The sequence below is a fragment of the Rhodanobacter sp. G2-10 genome, assembly GCF_055809185.1.
Map to the genome: position 1 here is coordinate 2,383,506 of NZ_CM147900.1, position 17,418 is coordinate 2,400,923.

The 17,418-nt window shown below is 65.0% G+C and carries 18 protein-coding genes and 1 tRNA gene; 8 read left to right on the forward strand and 11 right to left on the reverse strand.

What is annotated here, in order from left to right; translation table 11 throughout:
* Window position 1: 1 nt before the first annotated feature.
* The 4 genes from mutL to AC0L58_RS10885 form a co-directional block, all read right to left on the reverse strand.
* Window positions 2-1,801 carry a DNA mismatch repair endonuclease MutL gene (gene mutL / locus AC0L58_RS10870; protein WP_473683266.1) on the reverse strand — a complete coding sequence of 600 codons (1,800 nt, stop codon included), beginning with the start codon at window positions 1,799-1,801 and terminating at the stop codon, window positions 2-4.
* A 37-nt stretch (window positions 1,802-1,838) separates the two neighbouring features.
* A complete protein-coding gene (locus AC0L58_RS10875) occupies window positions 1,839-3,287 on the reverse strand; it encodes an N-acetylmuramoyl-L-alanine amidase (RefSeq protein ID WP_473683268.1) in 1,449 nt (482 codons plus the stop codon).
* A 183-nt stretch (window positions 3,288-3,470) separates the two neighbouring features.
* Window positions 3,471-3,944 (reverse strand): tRNA (adenosine(37)-N6)-threonylcarbamoyltransferase complex ATPase subunit type 1 TsaE, encoded by a 474-nt coding sequence (tsaE, locus tag AC0L58_RS10880; RefSeq protein ID WP_473683270.1) that lies wholly within the window; start codon window positions 3,942-3,944, stop codon window positions 3,471-3,473.
* Complete coding sequence (locus tag AC0L58_RS10885; protein ID WP_473683272.1) at window positions 3,941-5,437, reverse strand: NAD(P)H-hydrate dehydratase; 1,497 nt, start codon at window positions 5,435-5,437, stop codon at window positions 3,941-3,943. Before AC0L58_RS10885 ends, tsaE begins: the two co-directional genes overlap by 4 nt.
* Before the next feature lie 35 nt (window positions 5,438-5,472).
* Here AC0L58_RS10885 and queG point away from each other — a divergent pair, with 35 nt between their 5' ends.
* Complete coding sequence (gene queG / locus AC0L58_RS10890) at window positions 5,473-6,558, forward strand: tRNA epoxyqueuosine(34) reductase QueG (RefSeq protein ID WP_473683274.1); 1,086 nt, start codon at window positions 5,473-5,475, stop codon at window positions 6,556-6,558.
* Complete coding sequence (locus AC0L58_RS10895) at window positions 6,555-6,962, forward strand: nuclear transport factor 2 family protein (RefSeq protein ID WP_473683276.1); 408 nt, start codon at window positions 6,555-6,557, stop codon at window positions 6,960-6,962. The genes queG and AC0L58_RS10895 overlap by 4 nt, the downstream gene beginning before the upstream one ends.
* A gap of 12 nt (window positions 6,963-6,974) precedes the next feature.
* Here the strand turns inward: AC0L58_RS10895 and panD are convergent, their stop codons facing one another.
* From panD to pcnB, 5 genes are all read right to left on the reverse strand, one after another.
* Window positions 6,975-7,367 carry an aspartate 1-decarboxylase gene (panD, locus tag AC0L58_RS10900; protein ID WP_473683278.1) on the reverse strand — a complete coding sequence of 131 codons (393 nt, stop codon included), beginning with the start codon at window positions 7,365-7,367 and terminating at the stop codon, window positions 6,975-6,977.
* 99 nt (window positions 7,368-7,466) lie between these two features.
* A complete protein-coding gene (gene panC / locus AC0L58_RS10905) occupies window positions 7,467-8,312 on the reverse strand; it encodes a pantoate--beta-alanine ligase (RefSeq protein WP_473683280.1) in 846 nt (281 codons plus the stop codon).
* 32 nt (window positions 8,313-8,344) lie between these two features.
* Window positions 8,345-9,175, reverse strand: coding sequence for a 3-methyl-2-oxobutanoate hydroxymethyltransferase (gene panB / locus AC0L58_RS10910; protein ID WP_473683282.1), 831 nt, complete (start codon window positions 9,173-9,175; stop codon window positions 8,345-8,347).
* Window positions 9,176-9,208: 33 nt separating this feature from the next.
* Window positions 9,209-9,694 carry a 2-amino-4-hydroxy-6-hydroxymethyldihydropteridine diphosphokinase gene (gene folK / locus AC0L58_RS10915; RefSeq protein WP_473683284.1) on the reverse strand — a complete coding sequence of 162 codons (486 nt, stop codon included), beginning with the start codon at window positions 9,692-9,694 and terminating at the stop codon, window positions 9,209-9,211.
* The gene (pcnB, locus tag AC0L58_RS10920) at window positions 9,691-11,049 is read right to left on the reverse strand and encodes a polynucleotide adenylyltransferase PcnB (RefSeq protein ID WP_473683286.1); all 1,359 of its coding nucleotides are present in this window, start codon (window positions 11,047-11,049) and stop codon (window positions 9,691-9,693) included. The genes folK and pcnB overlap by 4 nt, the downstream gene beginning before the upstream one ends.
* Window positions 11,050-11,242: 193 nt before the next feature.
* On the opposite strand from pcnB, the gene AC0L58_RS10925 reads away from it, so the two are divergent.
* Both AC0L58_RS10925 and fdxA read left to right on the forward strand, forming a co-directional pair.
* Window positions 11,243-11,318: transfer RNA gene (locus AC0L58_RS10925), tRNA-Glu, on the forward strand.
* A gap of 165 nt (window positions 11,319-11,483) precedes the next feature.
* Window positions 11,484-11,807: a ferredoxin FdxA gene (gene fdxA / locus AC0L58_RS10930; protein WP_473683288.1), complete on the forward strand. Its 324-nt coding sequence runs from the start codon at window positions 11,484-11,486 to the stop codon at window positions 11,805-11,807.
* Between the two features lie 83 nt (window positions 11,808-11,890).
* Here the strand turns inward: fdxA and AC0L58_RS10935 are convergent, their stop codons facing one another.
* Together AC0L58_RS10935 and dapA are read right to left on the reverse strand one after the other, a co-directional pair.
* Window positions 11,891-12,493 carry a hypothetical protein gene (locus AC0L58_RS10935; RefSeq protein WP_473683290.1) on the reverse strand — a complete coding sequence of 201 codons (603 nt, stop codon included), beginning with the start codon at window positions 12,491-12,493 and terminating at the stop codon, window positions 11,891-11,893.
* Between the two features lie 35 nt (window positions 12,494-12,528).
* Entirely contained in the window at window positions 12,529-13,425 is an 897-nt protein-coding gene (gene dapA, locus AC0L58_RS10940) for a 4-hydroxy-tetrahydrodipicolinate synthase (protein ID WP_473683292.1), read from the reverse strand.
* A 127-nt stretch (window positions 13,426-13,552) separates the two neighbouring features.
* Here dapA and AC0L58_RS10945 point away from each other — a divergent pair, with 127 nt between their 5' ends.
* The 4 genes from AC0L58_RS10945 to AC0L58_RS10960 all read left to right on the forward strand — a co-directional run bounded on the left by AC0L58_RS10945 (window position 13,553) and on the right by AC0L58_RS10960 (window position 17,412).
* Window positions 13,553-14,128, forward strand: a complete 576-nt coding sequence (locus AC0L58_RS10945; protein ID WP_473683294.1) for a glycine cleavage system transcriptional repressor — start codon at window positions 13,553-13,555, stop codon at window positions 14,126-14,128.
* A gap of 260 nt (window positions 14,129-14,388) precedes the next feature.
* Window positions 14,389-14,850 carry a peroxiredoxin gene (locus AC0L58_RS10950; protein WP_473683296.1) on the forward strand — a complete coding sequence of 154 codons (462 nt, stop codon included), beginning with the start codon at window positions 14,389-14,391 and terminating at the stop codon, window positions 14,848-14,850.
* A gap of 56 nt (window positions 14,851-14,906) precedes the next feature.
* Window positions 14,907-16,289, forward strand: coding sequence for a PhoH family protein (locus tag AC0L58_RS10955; RefSeq protein ID WP_473683298.1), 1,383 nt, complete (start codon window positions 14,907-14,909; stop codon window positions 16,287-16,289).
* Between the two features lie 175 nt (window positions 16,290-16,464).
* The gene (locus AC0L58_RS10960) at window positions 16,465-17,412 is read left to right on the forward strand and encodes an aspartyl/asparaginyl beta-hydroxylase domain-containing protein (protein WP_473683300.1); all 948 of its coding nucleotides are present in this window, start codon (window positions 16,465-16,467) and stop codon (window positions 17,410-17,412) included.
* The last annotated feature ends 6 nt before the right edge of the window (window positions 17,413-17,418 follow it).

Here is a 17,418-nt window from a genome sequence, read left to right on the forward strand (position 1 = left end):
TTCAGCGACCGCGCATGAACAGCTTGTCCAGCTCGCCCATGCCCAGCTGCACCCAGGTGGGGCGGCCATGATTGCATTGTCCGGAGCGTTCAGTGGCTTCCATCTCGCGCAGCAGCGCGTTCATTTCCGGGATGGTCAGGCGGCGACCGGCGCGCACCGAACCATGGCAGGCCATGGTCGAAAGCAGCTCGTTCTCCAGTTCCTGCAGTCGCCGCGAACTGCCGTGCTGAGCCAACTCGGACAACACGTCACGGCTCAGCTGCGCCACATCGGCACCTTCAAGCAGGGCGGGAATGCGGCGCACCACGACACTGGCCGGACCACTGCGTGACAGCTCCAGGCCCCAGCCCGCCAATGGCTCGGCATATTCTTCCGCCGCCGCGGCTTCCTTCGCGCTCACCGCGATCGACAGCGGCACCAGCAGCATCTGTGAGCGCAGGTTGCTGCCGGATCGGCCGGTTTTCAACTTCTCGTAGGTAATCCGCTCGTGCGCCGCGTGCATGTCGACCAGGATCAGACCGTGCGCATTCTCGGCGAGCACGTAAATGCTCTTGAGCTGGGCGATGGCAAAACCCAGCGGCGGCGCTTCGCCCGGCTCCATCTCGGCGATGACCGCGGTCGATGACGGCTCGCCAAGCAATGCCGCGTAATCGGCCAAGGGCTGGTCGCGCACGCCCAGCGACAACCGGCTCTGGTCGGCACGCGCCGGCCACGCCGGTTGCATGGTCGCAGGCGTTGATGCGGCGGTGGCCATGCGCAGGCCGCCATCGGATTCCCGCGCCTGCGAAGCCACCTGCCCGGCGCGCGTCCGAGCCAGCGCCTCGTGCAGGGTGCGGAACAGGAAGTCATGCACCAGCCGCTGCTCGCGGAAGCGCACCTCATGCTTGGCCGGATGCACGTTCACGTCGACGCCGGCCGGGTCCAGTTCCAGGTACAGCACGAAAGCGGCGTGGCGACCATGAAACAGCACGTCGGCATAGGCCTGCCGCACCGCGTGCGCCACGATGCGGTCGCGCACCAGCCGACCATTGACGTAGAAATACTGGGAATCAGCCTGCGATCGCGACGCGGTCGGCAACCCGACCCAGCCGGACAGATGCAGTCCGGCAGCCGCATGATCGATCCGCAGACTTTGCTGCGGGAATTCCGCGCCGAGCACTTCGGCGACCCGCTGCAACGCGGCCTGTTCGTCGCGCGCGGCCTTCCAGATGCGCACCGGCTTGCCGTTGTGACTGAGGCGAAACTCCACCGCACTGCGTGCCAGCGCCAACGACTTGAGCAAGTCGTCGATATGGGCAAACTCGGTGCGCTCGGCACGCATGAATTTTCGTCGTGCCGGCACGTTGTGGAACAGGTCGCGCACCTCGACGCTGGTGCCTGGCGGATGCTGCGCAGGGCGCGCAGCCTGCAACTTGCCGCCATCGACCTCGACCCGGAACGCCGCGTCCTGGCCGCGCACTCGCGAGGTCAGCGTGAAGCGCGAGACCGACGACACCGACGCCAATGCCTCGCCGCGAAAACCCATGCTGGCGACGTGCTCCAGGTCGTCGAAGCTGCCGATCTTGCTGGTCGCGTGCGAGGCCACGGCCAGCGGCAATTCGTCGGCATGAATGCCGCCACCGTCATCACGCACGCGGATCAGTCGCGCACCACCGGCCTCCACGTCCACCTCGATCCGGGTGGCACCGGCGTCGAGGCTGTTTTCGACCAGTTCCTTGACCACGGACGACGGTCGCTCAATGACCTCGCCCGCGGCGATCTGGTTGATGAGTTCGGGGGGAAGCGGGCGGATGACAGGCATCCGCGAACTTTAACAGCCCGCAGGCCGTGGTTCGCTATCAGCCCGCGGGAATCGTCAACACCGCACCGGCACGCACGGTATTCGTGTTCATCTGGTTGGCGCTCTTCAGCGCGCCCACGCTGACGCCGTATTGCCGCGCGATGCTGCTCAGGCTCTCACCGCGTCCCACCCGGTGCCGGTCCGAGTGTGCGGGCAACGTGCCGATCGACTTGCCACTGGTCGGGCTGGCGACCGAGGCCAGGCGCGTGCCGTTGCGTTTGGCCGCCTGCGCCGCAAACCAGGTGCCCGGTGGCGGCGTCGATTCGAAATAGCCCTTCACGCCAGACATCACCGCGTTGGCAAGCAGCTTCTGGTGGGCCGGATCGCGCAACTTGCGCTCTTCCACCGGATTGCTGATGAAGGCCGTCTCGACCAGGATCGAGGGCACGTCAGGCGAGCGCAGTACCACGAAGTTGGCATGCTCGACATGACCGCGATGCGTGGGGCCCAGCTTGGCCAGTGCCTTGAGCACGTTGTTGGCCACCTCGTCGCTGGCCTGGATGGCCCAGCCCTGCTGGAGGTCCAGCAGGACCTTGGCCAGGCTGTCGTCCTTGTCGTCCAGGCTGATGCCGCCGATCAGGTCGGCACGGTTCTGGCCATCGGCAAGCCAGCGTGCCGCCATGCTGGTCTTGCCGCGCGGCGACAGCACCCACACCGATGATCCCCTCGCGTCATCGCTGGTGAAGGAGTCGGCGTGGATCGAAACGAACAGGTCCGCGTTGTGCTCGCGCGCAATCTCGTAGCGTTGCTTGAGCGGGATGAAGACGTCGCTGTCACGGGTCAACACCGCCTTCATGCCCGGCTGGCGATTGATTTCCTTGGCCAGATCACGCGCCACGGCCAGGGTCACGTTCTTCTCCAGCGTACCGCGCGGACCATGCGCGCCCTGATCCTTGCCGCCGTGGCCGGCATCGATCGCCACGACGACGGCGCGTTGTCCGTTGAGCATGGCCGCGGCTTGCTCGGCGGCCACCCGGCGACTGTGCGTGGGATTGCTGAAGGACAAGGTCACAGGTGACGCTGTCCCTGCCGCGCTGTCGGCGCCCTTGGCCTCGCCGGGGTAGAGATCCAGCACCAATCGGTAGTTTTCACCGCCGGCCGGCTTGAGCACGAAACTCTTGAGCCGGCTGGACGGGTCGACATTGGCGGTGAGCAGCAGGTTGTTGCCGCTGCGCGCATGGCTCAGCCCGCGGTACAACCCCTGCGCCGCCGGTGCGGAAAAATCGACCGCGGCCTTGCTGTCGCTCAGGTCGACCACGATCTGGCCATCCTTCTGGTCGATCTTGTAATGCAGCGGCCCGTTCGCGTCGAGCACCACCCTGGTGTACTGCGGGCCTGCCCATACACGCGCGTCCTTGACCTCGGCGGCCCGCGCACCGGCCAGCGGGGCGCTCGCCAGGATCGCAGCGACGAAAAGACCGGCCAGGTTGTTCAGGTAGCCCCTCATGAGCCGCATTGAAGCGCAGTCGCGAAGCGAATGCAAGAAGCTTTTCCTTTTAATATCCGCCACCTGCAAGCCATTCATCAGGCGATATCAAGCAATCAACCGCAAGTTACGCATTCCGAACAGATCCTTGCCGGATCGGTCGGATCAGGAAAATTCCAAGCTGGAGCAAGTACTTGGCCGTGGTCAGCGCATTCGCTGGAGCAGCCGGTCACCGCGCGCGGTGAAAGCCCGCAGTCTCGCCTGGCGGCCCTCGCCGGCGTAGTCCAGGCACAGCTCGAGGTCCGCGGCTGGCAAGGCGCCGGCTCCGCGCTCGGGCCACTCCACCAGCACCAACGCCTCGGGATCGGTCAGTGCGTCGAGGCCCAGCCATTCGAGTTCGCCGGGGTCGGCGATCCGATAGAGATCCAGATGCCAGGCCGGTCGATCCCTTGCCGTATAGCCTTCCATCAAGCTGTAGGTCGGACTTTTTACCCGTTCGCCCACGCCCAGGGTGGTCAGCAAAGCACGCGCAAAACTGGTCTTGCCCGCGCCCAGCGGACCGTGCAGGTAGAGCACCAGCCCTTCATCCAGCAATCCGGCCATGCGCCGCGCCAGCGCTGCGGTCGCCGCTTCATCGGGCAGTGGCCAGAGCGGTTCGGTGTCGACTGTCGTTGTCATGCTTCACGCTCGTCTACAGGCAAGCCATTGCCAAGCATACGCAGGGGAGCCAGCAAGTCGCTGGCCAGCAGCCCGCGCTCGCCCGCCTGAGCCGCGCGATCGCCGGCACGCGCGTGCAGACCCGCACCGATGCAGGCCGCCTGCCACGCGCTGCAGCCTTGCGCCAGCAAGGCGGCAATGATGCCGGTGAGCAGATCGCCCATGCCGCCCGAGGCCATCCCGGGGTTGCCCCACGGACAGACGTCCAGACGTCCATCCGGATGGGCAATCAGGCTACCCGCACCTTTCAGGACCGTGACGGCGGCGTATCGGCTGGCCAACTCTCGCGCAGCCGCGAAGCGGTCGCGTTCGACCTCGGCCACGTCGATCCCGAGCAGGCGCGCCGCCTCGCCGGGATGCGGGGTCAACACCGTCGGCGCCTGGAACTGTCGCGGCTCTTTCGCCAGCAGATTCAACCCGTCGGCATCCAGCACCAGCGGACCGTCATGTTCCAGCGCCGTGAACCACAGCGCATGCCCCCATGCCGACTGGCCCAGTCCCGGGCCGAGTGCCAGCACGTCGGCATGCTCGAGCATCGACTGCAGCACCTGCGGTCCATCGACGCCGCGCGCCATCAGTTCGGGCCGCGCCGCGTTCAGTGCAGACACGTGTTCGGCACGCGTCGCCACGCTCACCTTGCCGGCGCCAGCGCGAAGTGCCGCCGCACCGGCGAGGTGAACCGCGCCCGCCATGCCCTGCCCGCCACCGATCACCAGCACATGGCCGTAGTTGCCCTTGTTGCCGTAATGAGCGCGCGGCGGCAGTGCTTCGGCAGTCAGCAGCCTCGCGTCCGGCGGCACCTTCGCATACACGCTGGCAGGCACGCCGAGCATGGCCAGTTCCAGCGCGCCGACAAGATCGGCGGCGCGGCCCGTGTGCAGGCCACGCTTGTTGGCGATGAAGCTCACGGTCAGATCCGCGCGAACGGCGGCACCGGGGGATTGCCCGGTGTCCGCATTCAGTCCGGATGGCACATCCAGTGCCAGTACCGGCACGCCGCTGGCGTTGAGGCATTCGATCAGGCTCGCGGCAGCCGGGCCGGGCTCGCGATTGAGGCCGATGCCGTACATGGCGTCCACATGCAGTTCCGCCTCGGGCAACTCGTCGTGCTCATCCCAAACATCGATCCGACCGCCGCCCTGCTCCCATTCGGCGCGCGCCTTCGCGGCATCACCGTGCGAGGCCTCGGTCAAGCCCACCACATCGACATGCATCCCGGCGTCGCGCGCCAGCACGGCCAGCAGGAAGCCGTCGCCGCCGTTGTTGCCTGGTCCGCAGTGCACACAGATCCTGCGCACTTGCGGCCAGTACCGACGCAAACTCGTCAATGCGGCGCCGGAGGCGCGACGCATCAACTCGATCCCGGAGATGTCCAGCGTCGCCAGCGCCGCCCGATCGATCTCGCGCATGCGTTCGACGGTGTGCAGATCGCGGCGGTGCTGGTACTCGGGCATGCCGCGGATTATAGAGCCACGCTTACAATGGACAGATGTCCATGCCCAACCCAACTACTCCTGACTACACCGCGCTCGCCCGCAACATCAAGCAATGGGCGATCGAACTGGGTTTTGCCGATGCCGGCATCAGTGGCACCGACCTGGCCGAGGACGAGCAGCACCTCGAGCGCTGGCTCGATGCGGGCTATCACGGCGAGATGGAATACATGGCGCGTCATGGCACCAAGCGTACCCGTCCGGCCGAGCTCGAGGCCGGCACGCAACGGGTCATTTCGGTACGCATGGATTACATCCCGCCCGGCACCGCCAATGCGTGGGACGTGCTGGGCGATGGCGAGGCCGGCTATGTGTCGCGCTATGCGTTGGGTCGGGACTACCACAAGCTGATGCGCAACCGCCTGCAGAAACTGGCCGAACGCATACACGGCGTGGTTGGCGATTTCGGCTACCGCGCCTACGTGGATTCAGCCCCGGTGCTCGAAAAGGCGCTGGCGCGCAACGCCGGGCTGGGCTGGATCGGCAAGCACACCGTGCTGATCAATCGCAGCGCGGGTTCGTACTTTTTCCTGGGTGAGCTCTACACGGATCTGCCGCTACCGGTGGACCCGCCTGCCACGGCGCATTGCGGCACTTGCACGCGTTGCATCGAAGTCTGCCCGACCCAGGCGATCCTCGGGCCGCACCAGCTCGATGCCAAGCGCTGCATCTCGTATCTCACGATCGAGCTCAAGGGCAGCATCCCCGAAGAGCTACGCGCACCGATGGGCAACCGCATTTTCGGTTGCGACGACTGCCAGCTGGTGTGCCCCTGGAACAAATTCGCCCAGGTCGCCACCGAAGCGGACTTCGCGCCGCGGCACAGCCTGGATGGCGCCAAGCTGATCGAACTGTTCGCCTGGACCGAGCAGGAATTTCTCAAGCGCACCGAGGGCATGGCGATCCGCCGCACCGGCTACGAGGGCTGGCTGCGCAACATCGCGGTGGCGCTGGGCAACGCGCCGCCCAGCGAGGCGATCTGCGTGGCACTGAACCAGCGCGCCGACGATGCGTCGGCGGTGGTGCGCGAACATGTGGCGTGGGCGCTGCAGCGCCAAGCAGATAACAAGGCCCCAGCATGAGCAGCGAACAAGAACCCGACCGGACCACCGCGCCACACCTGGCCGGCGTACTGGAGGAACTGCGCCGGCGCGAGCCGATTTTCCATCAACGCGAATTCGGCCAGTCCCGTGCTGACCACGAGCGCATGACCACGGCGGATTTCTGGGAAATCGGCGCCTCCGGCCAACGCTACAGCCGCCAGTACGTGCTGAACGTGCTCGACGCACGCCAGCACCAGAGTGTGGACGAATCGGAGTGGGAATCGACAGACTTCCATTGCCGCGAGCTCGCCAGTGCGCTCTACCTGCTCACCTACACGCTGCGCCAGAGCCAGCGACTCACCCGACGAAGCACGATCTGGCGGCGCGAATCAGGCGAATGGAAGATCGTGTTTCACCAAGGCACCGTGGTGCAGGCACCTTGAATCACGCCGGCTTCAGGCAGCAGCCATCTGCTTGGGAATCGAGCGATTGGTGTGACTGATGTGGTTGCCTGCACCGGCGGCGATGTACACGCAGGTCGGCTTGAATTTCTCCAGCTCCGCCTCGTTCAGCTGCGCGAACGCCGCGATGATCACGATGTCACCCGGCGTGGCGCTGTGAGCCGCACTGCCGTTCACCGAGATGATGCCCGAGCCTTCCTCGGCACGCAGCGCATAGGTGACGAAGCGCTTGCCATTGTTGACGTTCCACGCGTGGATCTGTTCGTACTCGCGGATCCCGGACGCATCCAGCAGCAAGCCGTCGATCGCGATCGAGCCTTCGTAATGAAGTTCGGCGTGGGTCACCGTGGCACGGTGGATCTTGGCCTTGAGCATGTTCAGGTGCATGAAAAAGATTCCCGCAGGACGCTGCAAAGTCGTTGATTATCGAGCCGATGGCGCTGCACTGCAACATCAGCGGCCGACGTGCAGAAACATGGGGACGTTTCAGTCGATGAGCAAGTTGTCGATCAGGCGGGTGGTGCCCAGACGAGCGGCGATCAAGGCAATCAGGCCATCGCGCTGCCCTTCTGCCGGCTCGGCCAGGTCTTCGGCACGTCGGATCACGGCATAGTCGGGGCTGAAACCGGCCCGCCGCAGCCGCGCGTCGGCGACCTGCTCCAATGCCTGCCACGGATGACCCTTGCGCAGCAGTTCAGCCATGGTGGTCAAGGTGTCGTGGATCACCGGCGCGCGTGCACGCTCGGCGGCGGACAGGTACTGGTTGCGCGAACTGAGCGCCAGGCCATCCTCCGCACGCATGGTCGGCGCCGCAATCACCTTCACCGGCAACGACAGGTCGCGCACCATCCGCTCGATCACCTTGAGTTGCTGGAAATCCTTCTGGCCAAACACGACCAGATCGGGCTGCACCAGGTTGAACAGCTTGCACACCACGGTCGCCACACCGTCGAAATGACCGGCCCGATGCGCGCCCTCCAGCACCTCGGTGATCTGCGGCACCCGCAGGCTCACGCTGTGCGAGGCGCCGTACGGATAAATCGTGGTCACATCGGGGGCAAACAGCAGGTCGCAGTACTCGTCCGCCAGCGCCGCCTGATCCTGCACCAGGGTGCGCGGATAGCGTTCGAAATCCTCGTTCGGCCCGAACTGCGTGGGATTGACGAACACGCTGGCGACGACCCGATCCGCGCGCGCCCGCGCCAGCCGGATCAGCGACTGATGGCCCGCGTGCAGGTTGCCCATGGTCGGCACGAAGCCGACGATCTGGCCCTTGTCACGCCAACCGCGAATGGCGGCACGCAGGGCGGGAGCATCTTGTACGGTTTGCATGGCGCCGGGACCCGTGGCTCAGTCGAAGTGGCTCAGTTGAAACAGTGCTCTGGCGCCGGGAACACGCCATTGCGCACATCCTCGGCATACGCCGTGATCGCCGCCGCCACCGAGTCGTGGCCGGCCAGAAAATCCTTGCTGAACTTCGGCCGCTTGCCGGGCGTGACGCCGAGCATGTCATGAATCACCAGCACCTGGCCGTCGCAATGCGGACCTGCGCCGATGCCGATCACCGGGATCATCAACGCCTCGGTCACGCGGCGGCCCAACTCGACCGGCACCCCCTCGATCACCAGCAGCTCGGCGCCCGCAGCCTGCACGGCCAATGCCTCTTCCAGCACGCGGTCCGCGGCGTCCTGCTCGCGACCCTGGATACGGAAACCACCGAAGCGATGCACCGATTGCGGGGTCAGTCCCAGGTGGGCACAGACCGGAATGGAACGAGAGGTCAACGCCGAAATCCCCTCCAGGACGTGGGCCGACGCGCCCTCGATCTTCACCATCGCCGCACCCGCTTCACCGACCAACCTGGCGCCGGCCTCGAGCACGTGCGCCACGTCGCGATCGGCCATGAACGGCAGGTCGGCCACCAGCAGGGTCGCGGACAAACCGCGGGCCACCGCAGCGGTGTGATAGACCATGTGCTCCAGCGTCACCGGCAAGGTGCTGGCATGCCCCTGCACCACCATGCCGAGCGAGTCCCCGACCAGCGCCACGTCGATCCCGGCTGCTTCCAGTTGCCACGCAAAACTGGCGTCATAGGCCGTGAGCATGACGATGCGCTTCCCCTGTGACTTCATCGCGCGCAGCCCCGGCACGGTCACTCGCTTGCGGTCGGGCACATTGGCGTTTTGCACGTACACGGCAGTTCCTGATCAGGGGGGGACAGTCGCCAATTATGGCCCAAGCAATCGCTCGCAACCGGCAAGATCGACCCGGGCCAGCAATTCCGCCACGTTGCCCAGACCGGGCAGTTGCAAGGTCGGCGCCACATCGTGCAGCGGCAGCAGCACGAAGGCCCGCTCGGCCAGGCGCGGGTGCGGCAAGGTCAAGGCGTCGCTGTGGCATTGCGCGTCGTCGACATGCAGCAGATCCAGATCCAGCGTGCGCGGCCCGTTGCGTTCGGCGCGGACCCGGCCGGCCTGCTGCTCGATCAGCAGCAAGCGCTGCAACAACGCCTGCGCCGACAAATCGGTCTCCAGTTCGACCACGGCATTGATGAACGGCGGCTGGTCCAGCACGCCCCATGGCGCCGTGCGGTACAGCGCCGAACGCTGCAGCACGCGAGTTCCGGGCAAGTCGCCCAGCGCCGCCATGGCATCGAGTACCTGTTGCCGCGGATCGCCGAGATTGCTGCCCAGTGCGACGTAGGCCAGGCTCACTCGGAACTCGACGTGTCGCTGCGCTTGCGGCGCCGCCGCCGCGGGCGCGGCGGCTTGCGCACCGCCGGTGCCGGCATGGCTTCAGCCGCGGCCGAGCCCGCCGTTGCCGGCAATGCCGCGGCGAGGACCTCGTGCGGCAATCGTTGTGCATGCGCCCACCATTGACCCAGTTCGCGCGTAGTCGCGGACTCCTCGGCACGCAGCAACAGGAAATCGAACGCTGCGCGAAAGCGCGGGTGCGCCATCAGGCGGAACACGCGCTTGCGCTGGACCTGCTCGAAACGCGGCTGCAGCGACCAGATCTCCTCCATGGTGAAGGTGAACCGCCGCGGGATCGCCACGCGCTGACATTGCTCCCCGACCACTTTGGTGGCAGCACGAGCCCAGGCCTCGTTGCCATCCTGGCCCGCCTCGATGGCCTGGATCGCCTGGCCGCGCACTTCACCCCACAACAGCACGGCGAACAGAAAAGCCGGAGTGACCGACTTGCCTTCGCTGATCCGCGCATCGGTATTGGCCAGCCCCTGCTCGACCAGCGAACGCAGGGCGGCATCGCCGCGCTTGAGCGCCCGCGCGGTCGCCGGAAACAGGAACTTCAGCAAGCCGCAATGTTCCAGCATGCGGAAACTCTTGAGGCCATTGCCGCTCAGGAACATCTTCAACGATTCATCGAACAGGCGCGCCGGCGCGGCATCGGCCAGCAGCGGGCCCAGTGATTCGAACGGCGCCATCGCGGCGGCATCGATATGCATGCCGAGCTTGGCCGCCAGGCGCGCGGCGCGCAGCATGCGCACCGGGTCTTCGTGATAGCGCACCTCGGGATCGCCGATCAGCCGCAGCACGCGGTCTTCGAGATCCTGCATGCCGCCGACATAATCACGCACCGAGAAGTCGCTGATGTCGTAGTACATGGCGTTGACGCGGAAGTCGCGGCGAATCGCGTCCTCCTCGATCGTGCCCCAGATGTTGTCGCGCACGATGCGTCCGTCGACGATATGGCGGTCGCCGTCGCCACCTTCCTCGCCAGTGCCACGGAAGGTCGCCACCTCGATGATCTCCGGTCCGAACACCACATGCGCGAGCCGGAATCGGCGGCCGATCAGGCGGCAGTTGCGGAACAGCTTTTTCACTTCATCCGGGGTCGCGTTGGTGGCGACATCGAAATCCTTGGGCTGCACGCCCAGCAACAGGTCACGCACGGCGCCGCCGACGAGATAGGCGTCATAACCGGCGTCGTGGAGCCGGTACAGCACACGCAACGCCGCCTTGGAGATGTTCTTCCGCGAAATGATGTGCTGATCGCGCGGAATGATCCGCAGCGCGGGTGCAAAATCGGTGCCTGGTTGAAGATTCAAGCGGTTGAGATCCTTGGCGGGGCGGCGTCGCCCCGTAGTAGCCTTGATTCACGATGCCGAGCATCGCCGATCCTCCGGCATGACGGCAACAAGCACATCCGTGTGGCGCACTCCGAATTCGACGCCAGGGGCTGCCAACCGGAAGTTGCCGCACGAAACAATTCCGCTATACTAGCGCGCCTCGCAGCACAACGCTCCCTTCGTCTAGTGGCCTAGGACACCGCCCTCTCACGGCGGGAACACGAGTTCGAGTCTCGTAGGGAGTACCATTATTTGTGCGATCATCCCTGATCGCCGCACTCCGGGTAGCGGACTGCCACGTGCAGTCCACGGTTCGAACAGAGATCACAGGCGGCCATCGCTGGCCGCACTTCTCACAAGAGCCCGCGTTCTGCGACACTCGCTCACCGTGTCATTCAGACGAGCTTTGCTCCATGACTTTTGTTGTCATCGACAATTGCATCAAGTGCAAGTACACCGACTGTGTCGAGGTGTGTCCGGTCGACGCGTTTCATGAAGGTCCCAATTTCCTGGTGATCGATCCGGACGAGTGCATCGACTGCACCTTGTGCGAGCCGGAGTGCCCGATCAACGCGATCTATCCGGAAGACGACGTGCCGGCCGGTCAGGAAGCGCTGGTGGCGCTGAATGCCGAGTTGGCCAAGGATTGGCCGGTGATCACCGAGCGCAAGGATGCTCCGGCCGACGCGAAAGACTGGGAAGGCAAGCCAGGCAAGCTGGATCTGCTGGAACGCTGATCACCGGCAATCCCCGATACGAAAAAGCCGCCTTCGAGGCGGCTTTTTCATCTGTGGCACGCGCCGTGCCGGGCGACTGCTGCTTATTTGCCCAGCTTCGATTTCAGGACGTCGATCACGCCGGCCACGACGGCCAGCGAATCGCTCTGGGCGCGGATCTCGCTCGCGTCCGTACCGCTGTTGCCGATGCTGATCTGCACCTGATGCGTGCCACCGTCGCTGGTGCCAGCGGCATCATTCTTGTCGCGCCCGAACAGGCGGCTGAAAAAGCCCCGCTTCTTGTGCTTGACCGCAGTGCCGGCAACGCTGATCACGTAGGTATGCGTGGCGTCATCATGGCTGACGACCTGCCCCAGGCTGCCATCGGCCAGTGTCTGGCCCACCTGCTGGTAGACACTGTCGACGCCGCCGGAGTGCACGAAACCGTCCGACACCTGTCCAGCCTGACCGGGAACGCCCGCCACCGCGGCCGTTGCGCCATTGGCCGTCGGTTGGTTGGCACCGGGCGGTGGAATCACCAGCGCATCGCTGGTAGACGGGCGGTCGAGACTCGGCGGGATCTCCAGTGGTGCCTCCTGCCGGGCCTTTTCCCACGCCTTGTGCGAACGAAACATGCCGCAGCCGGAGAGCAGCAGGCCGGAGAGGGCCAGTGCCGGCAAGGCCACGAGGAGGGAGGTTTTCTTCATTGAGTCAAATTCCGTGAGTATGAGTGAGGCCGACTTCAACCAGCCGCAGTCGCCAAGCATGCCAGACTGGACAGCGCCTGGTGCAATCGGGTGCGTTCCGCGCCCTCGTTCAGTTCCACCAGGGGCAGACGGGGCAAGGCCAGACCCAGGCCCAGTGGCGGCAGGCCCGCCTTGACCGAAATCGGGTTCGGCGCGCAATCCAGCGCCCGCAACAGGGGCTCCAGCGCTGCATGACAACGTTGCGCCCCGGCCTTGTCACCACCGGTCGCTGCGTCGCACAGCGCACGAAAGGCCTGCGGCACCAGGTTGGCCACCACCGACACCGTGCCGGCCGCGCCCGCCAGCATTGCCTGGCTGGCGCTACCGTCATCGCCGGACAGATAGACGAAATCCTCGCGCACAAGTTCCGCCAGCGCCGAAATCCGCTCCTGATCGCCGCGCGCCTCCTTGATGCCGATGATCGCGGGGTGCTCGCGCAATCTGGCCACGGTGTCGGGCAACAGGTCGCAGCCGGTACGGCCCGGAACGTTGTACAGCAGCACCGGCAAGCCGGCCCCGTCAGCCACCGCCATGAAATGCCGATACAGACCCTCTTGCGTGGGTCGCACGTAGAAAGGCGTCACCACCAGCGCCGCGTCGGCGCCTAGCGCCTGTGCGCGACGGGTCATCGCCACGGTCTTGGCGGTGCCCGCCTCGCCGGTGCCGGCGACCACCGGAACCCTGCCGGCGACGTGCTCGATGGCAAACGCCAGCAGACGATCGAACTCGTCATGCTCAAGCATGTGTGCTTCACCGGTCGAGCCGGCCACCACCAGCGCCTGGGTGCCGCCATCGATCTGGTAGTCGAGCAGACGCCCGAAGGCCTCCAGGTCGAGCGCACCGTCAGCCGCGAACGGCGTGACCAGTGCACAGATGCTTCCACGAATGTTCACGACCCGATCCTGCTGCCAAGGCAAGCCACACATGTTACTTGCCGCCTCGCAAGACGGGCAAGTAAGCTTGATCGGAGTAGTCTGGCGCTTTCGCAACGCGCAGAACGACACCCACAGGTGGACTTTCTTGAAACCTTCCTCCGCTGCTCCCCCCGCGGTCAGCCGTGCGGGCAACGACAACCATCTGCTGATCCAGGCGCTCACGCCGGCGGGCAAGTCTCCGTTGCTGGCGCTGGCCCGACGCATTGCCGATGCCGGCTGCAATCTTTCCGAATCGCGCGTCTCGACGATCGGCACGGAAGTCTCGTTGATGCTGCTGGCCAGTGGCGCCTGGGACGCGCTGGCCAAGCTGGAAACGGCGCTGGCCAAGCTGGGTCGCGACGAGAGCCTGCACCTGGTGCACTACCGCACCGGCCCACGCGAAAACAGCGCGCACCTGCTGCCCTATCTGGTGGAAGTGGTGGCCGCCGACCGCCCCGGCATCGTGGCCAGAATCGTGGAATTCTTCAGCCAGCGCGACATCAGCGTGGAGCAGCTCAACTCCACCCGCTACCACGCCATGCAGACCGGCGCGGAGATGTTCCAGGCCCAGTTCACCATCGGCATTCCGGCGGACATCCACATTGCCGCGTTGCGCGATGACTTCCTCGAGCTTTGCGATGGCCTGAATCTCGACGCGATCATGGATCCGGTGAAATTCTGAGCCGACGGACTGCTGACAATCCGCCGAGCATCGCGCGATATCGCCCCGCTGACAAGGGCTGTCCCGGAGCAACTCAACCGCGCTAGTCTGTGGTCACAAGCCAGCCGGAGGGCCGTTGCATTGCAGCCAGCGCGTCGATTCACCACCGTCAAGTCCGCCGCAGCAGACGACCTGGCCGAGGTCACGGCAAGCGCCCCCGCAAATCCAGCCATCATTTCCCCCTTCACGTCACGGCTTCACATCGCCGTGCAGGAGTCGTCATGCCCGATATCGGCAAAAAGCTGCCGGCGCTGAAAGGCGTCACCGGCGATGGCAGCGAGCTGAAACTGAACAGTCTCAAAGGCCAATGGGTCGTGGTCTATTTCTATCCGAAAGACTCGACCCCCGGTTGCACCAACGAAGCGAAGGATTTTCGCGACCTCTACCCGCGTTTTCGCAAGCGCAACGCGCAGATCGTGGGTGTCTCGCGCGACTCGCAAAAATCGCATGCGAACTTCGCCAGCAAGCAGGAACTCCCCTTCCCGCTGGTGTCCGACCCGGATGAAACCTGGTGCCGCGCGTTCGACGTGATCCACGAAAAAGTGCTCTACGGCAAGCGCCACATGGGCATCGTGCGCAGCACATTCCTGATCGACCCCGACGGCAAACTGGCAAGCGAATGGCGTGGAGTCAAAGTCCCCGGCCACGCCCAGGCCGTGCTGGACGCGATTCCCACCAGCTGATCTTGCATGACCCTCGACCGCTCGTTTAATCCACCCACCAGTGAGGACACTTCCGCATGACCGGAAGCAAGCGCATCTACGCTCTCGATACCAACGTCCTGCTGCATGACCCGACCTCGCTGTTCCGCTTCGAAGAGCACGACGTCTTTATCCCGATGACCGTGCTGGAGGAACTCGACGAGAAGAAGAAAGGTGCTTCGGAAGTCTCGCGCAACGGCCGCCAGGTCAGCCGCTTCCTCAACGAGCTGATCGAGACAGGCAAGCAGCATGATCTCGGCGAAGGCCTGGAACTGGCCAACCCGCAGGGCATCAAGCTCAAGCGCGGCGGCTCCGTGGGACGGCTGTACTTTCAGCACCGCACCAGCAGCAACGGCCACGCCAAGGCCGACAACCAGATTCTCGCCGCGGTGATCGAGCTGCGTGACCAGAACGCCGATCGCGACGTGATCCTGGTCACCAAGGACATCAACCTGCGGATCAAGGCGCGCATCAACGGGCTGGTCGCCGAAGACTACGAAAACGACCGCGCGCTGGACGATTTCTCCCTGCTCTACACCGGCTCGGCCGAACTGCCCGCCGACTTCTGGGATCGGCATCCGGAAGTCCGCTCGTGGACCGACCACGGCCGCACCTACTACGAACTCGATCGCCGCGACGATGAAGAATGGCACCCGAATGAGTGCCTGTATCTGCCGGGCGACAACGAGATCGAACTGCGCGTACTAAAACTCGATGACGAGCACGCCACGCTGGTGCTGCTGGACGACCACTCCCACGCCAATCACCACGTATGGGGCATCGGCGCGCGCAACCGCGAGCAGAATTTCGCGCTGAACGCCCTGATGGATCCGGAGATCGACTTCGTCACCCTGCTCGGCAATGCCGGTACCGGCAAGACCCTGCTCGCGCTGGCTGCCGGACTGGCCCAGGTCATGGACCAGCAGCGTTATCGCGAGATCATCATGACCCGCGCCACCGTGTCGGTGGGTGAGGACATCGGCTTCCTGCCCGGCACCGAGGAGGAAAAGATGACGCCATGGATGGGCGCCCTGACCGACAACCTGGAAGTACTGGCCAACCCCGAAGACGGCGGCAGCTGGGGCCGCCAGGCCACCAACGACCTGCTCGCCTCGCGCATCAAGATCCGCTCGCTCAACTTCATGCGCGGGCGCACCTTCCTGTCACGCTACCTGATCATCGACGAGGCCCAGAACCTCACTCCTAAACAGATGAAAACCCTGATCACCCGCGCCGGCCCCGGCACCAAGATCATCTGCCTGGGCAATGTCGAGCAGATCGACACGCCCTACCTCACCGAAACGACCTCCGGGCTTACCTATGCGGTGGATCGATTCAAGGACTGGGAACATTCGGCGCACATCACCTTGCGGCGCGGCGAGCGGTCGAGGTTGGCGGACTTTGCGGCGGAGATGATGTAGGGGCTGGTTTTCGGCTTTCGGCTTTCGGTGTTCGGTGTTCGGTGTTCGGTGCTCGGCATCTTGAAGGCTCGTCACTGAAAACTGAACACCGAACACCGAACACTGCTCTCAACCCAGCCCGCCTCCGGCATCCCGCTACAATGGCCCCCTGATCACCCCATGCCGTACCGCCGCCATGATCTTCACGCCGCGCCTGATTCTGCTCGCCCTGTTCGTCTTCTTCGCACTGTGCGTGCTGCTGGTACATCTGCGCGGGCGTGTGCGGCTGCGCTTCGACCGGCAATTGGTGGACCACTCGGCGGTGTTCGCGCCCTACAACCTGTTGATGTATGCGTTCTCGGCGGTGCCGGCCAAGCCGATCCTCGACCGGCGCGGCTTTCCCGAGCTGGATTTGCTGCAGGCGAACTGGGAAACGATCCGCGACGAGGCGTTGCACCTGACTGACCGGGGGCATATCCGTGGCACCACGAAGAACGACGACGCCAGTTTCAACAGTTTCATCAAGCAGGGCTGGAAGCGCTTCTACCTGAAGTGGTACGGCGAGCCGCTGGCGTCGGCGCAGGCGCTGTGCCCGAAGACGGTCGAGTTGCTCAATGCCATCCCCGGGATCAAGGCGGCGATGTTCGCCACCCTGGCACCCAACAGCAAGCTCAATCCCCATCGCGATCCGTTCGCGGGCTCGCTGCGCTATCACCTGGGCCTGATCACGCCGAACTCGCGCGACTGCCGCATCTTCGTCGACGGCGAAGAACACGCCTGGGGCGACGGCAAGGACGTGGTGTTCGACGAGACCTTCGTGCATTGGGTCGAAAACAAGACCGACCAGACCCGGGTGATCCTGTTCGCCGACGTCGAGCGGCCCTTGCGCACGCGCTGGATGAGCGCGATCAATCATCGCGTCGGCGCGTTCATGGGCAAGATCACCGCCTCGCCGAACGAAGACACCGAGAAGACCGGTTTCATCAACCGGCTGTATGCGCTCAGCCAGCGCAAGGGCGCGATGCACCACTGGAAGAAGGAGTTCAAGCGGCGGCACAAGGGGGTTTACAAGGCCGGCAAGTACGTCGGCATCCTGGCATTGCTGTGGATTATCTTCCTGGCGCCCTGGCCGATCATGCATTGACGCTTC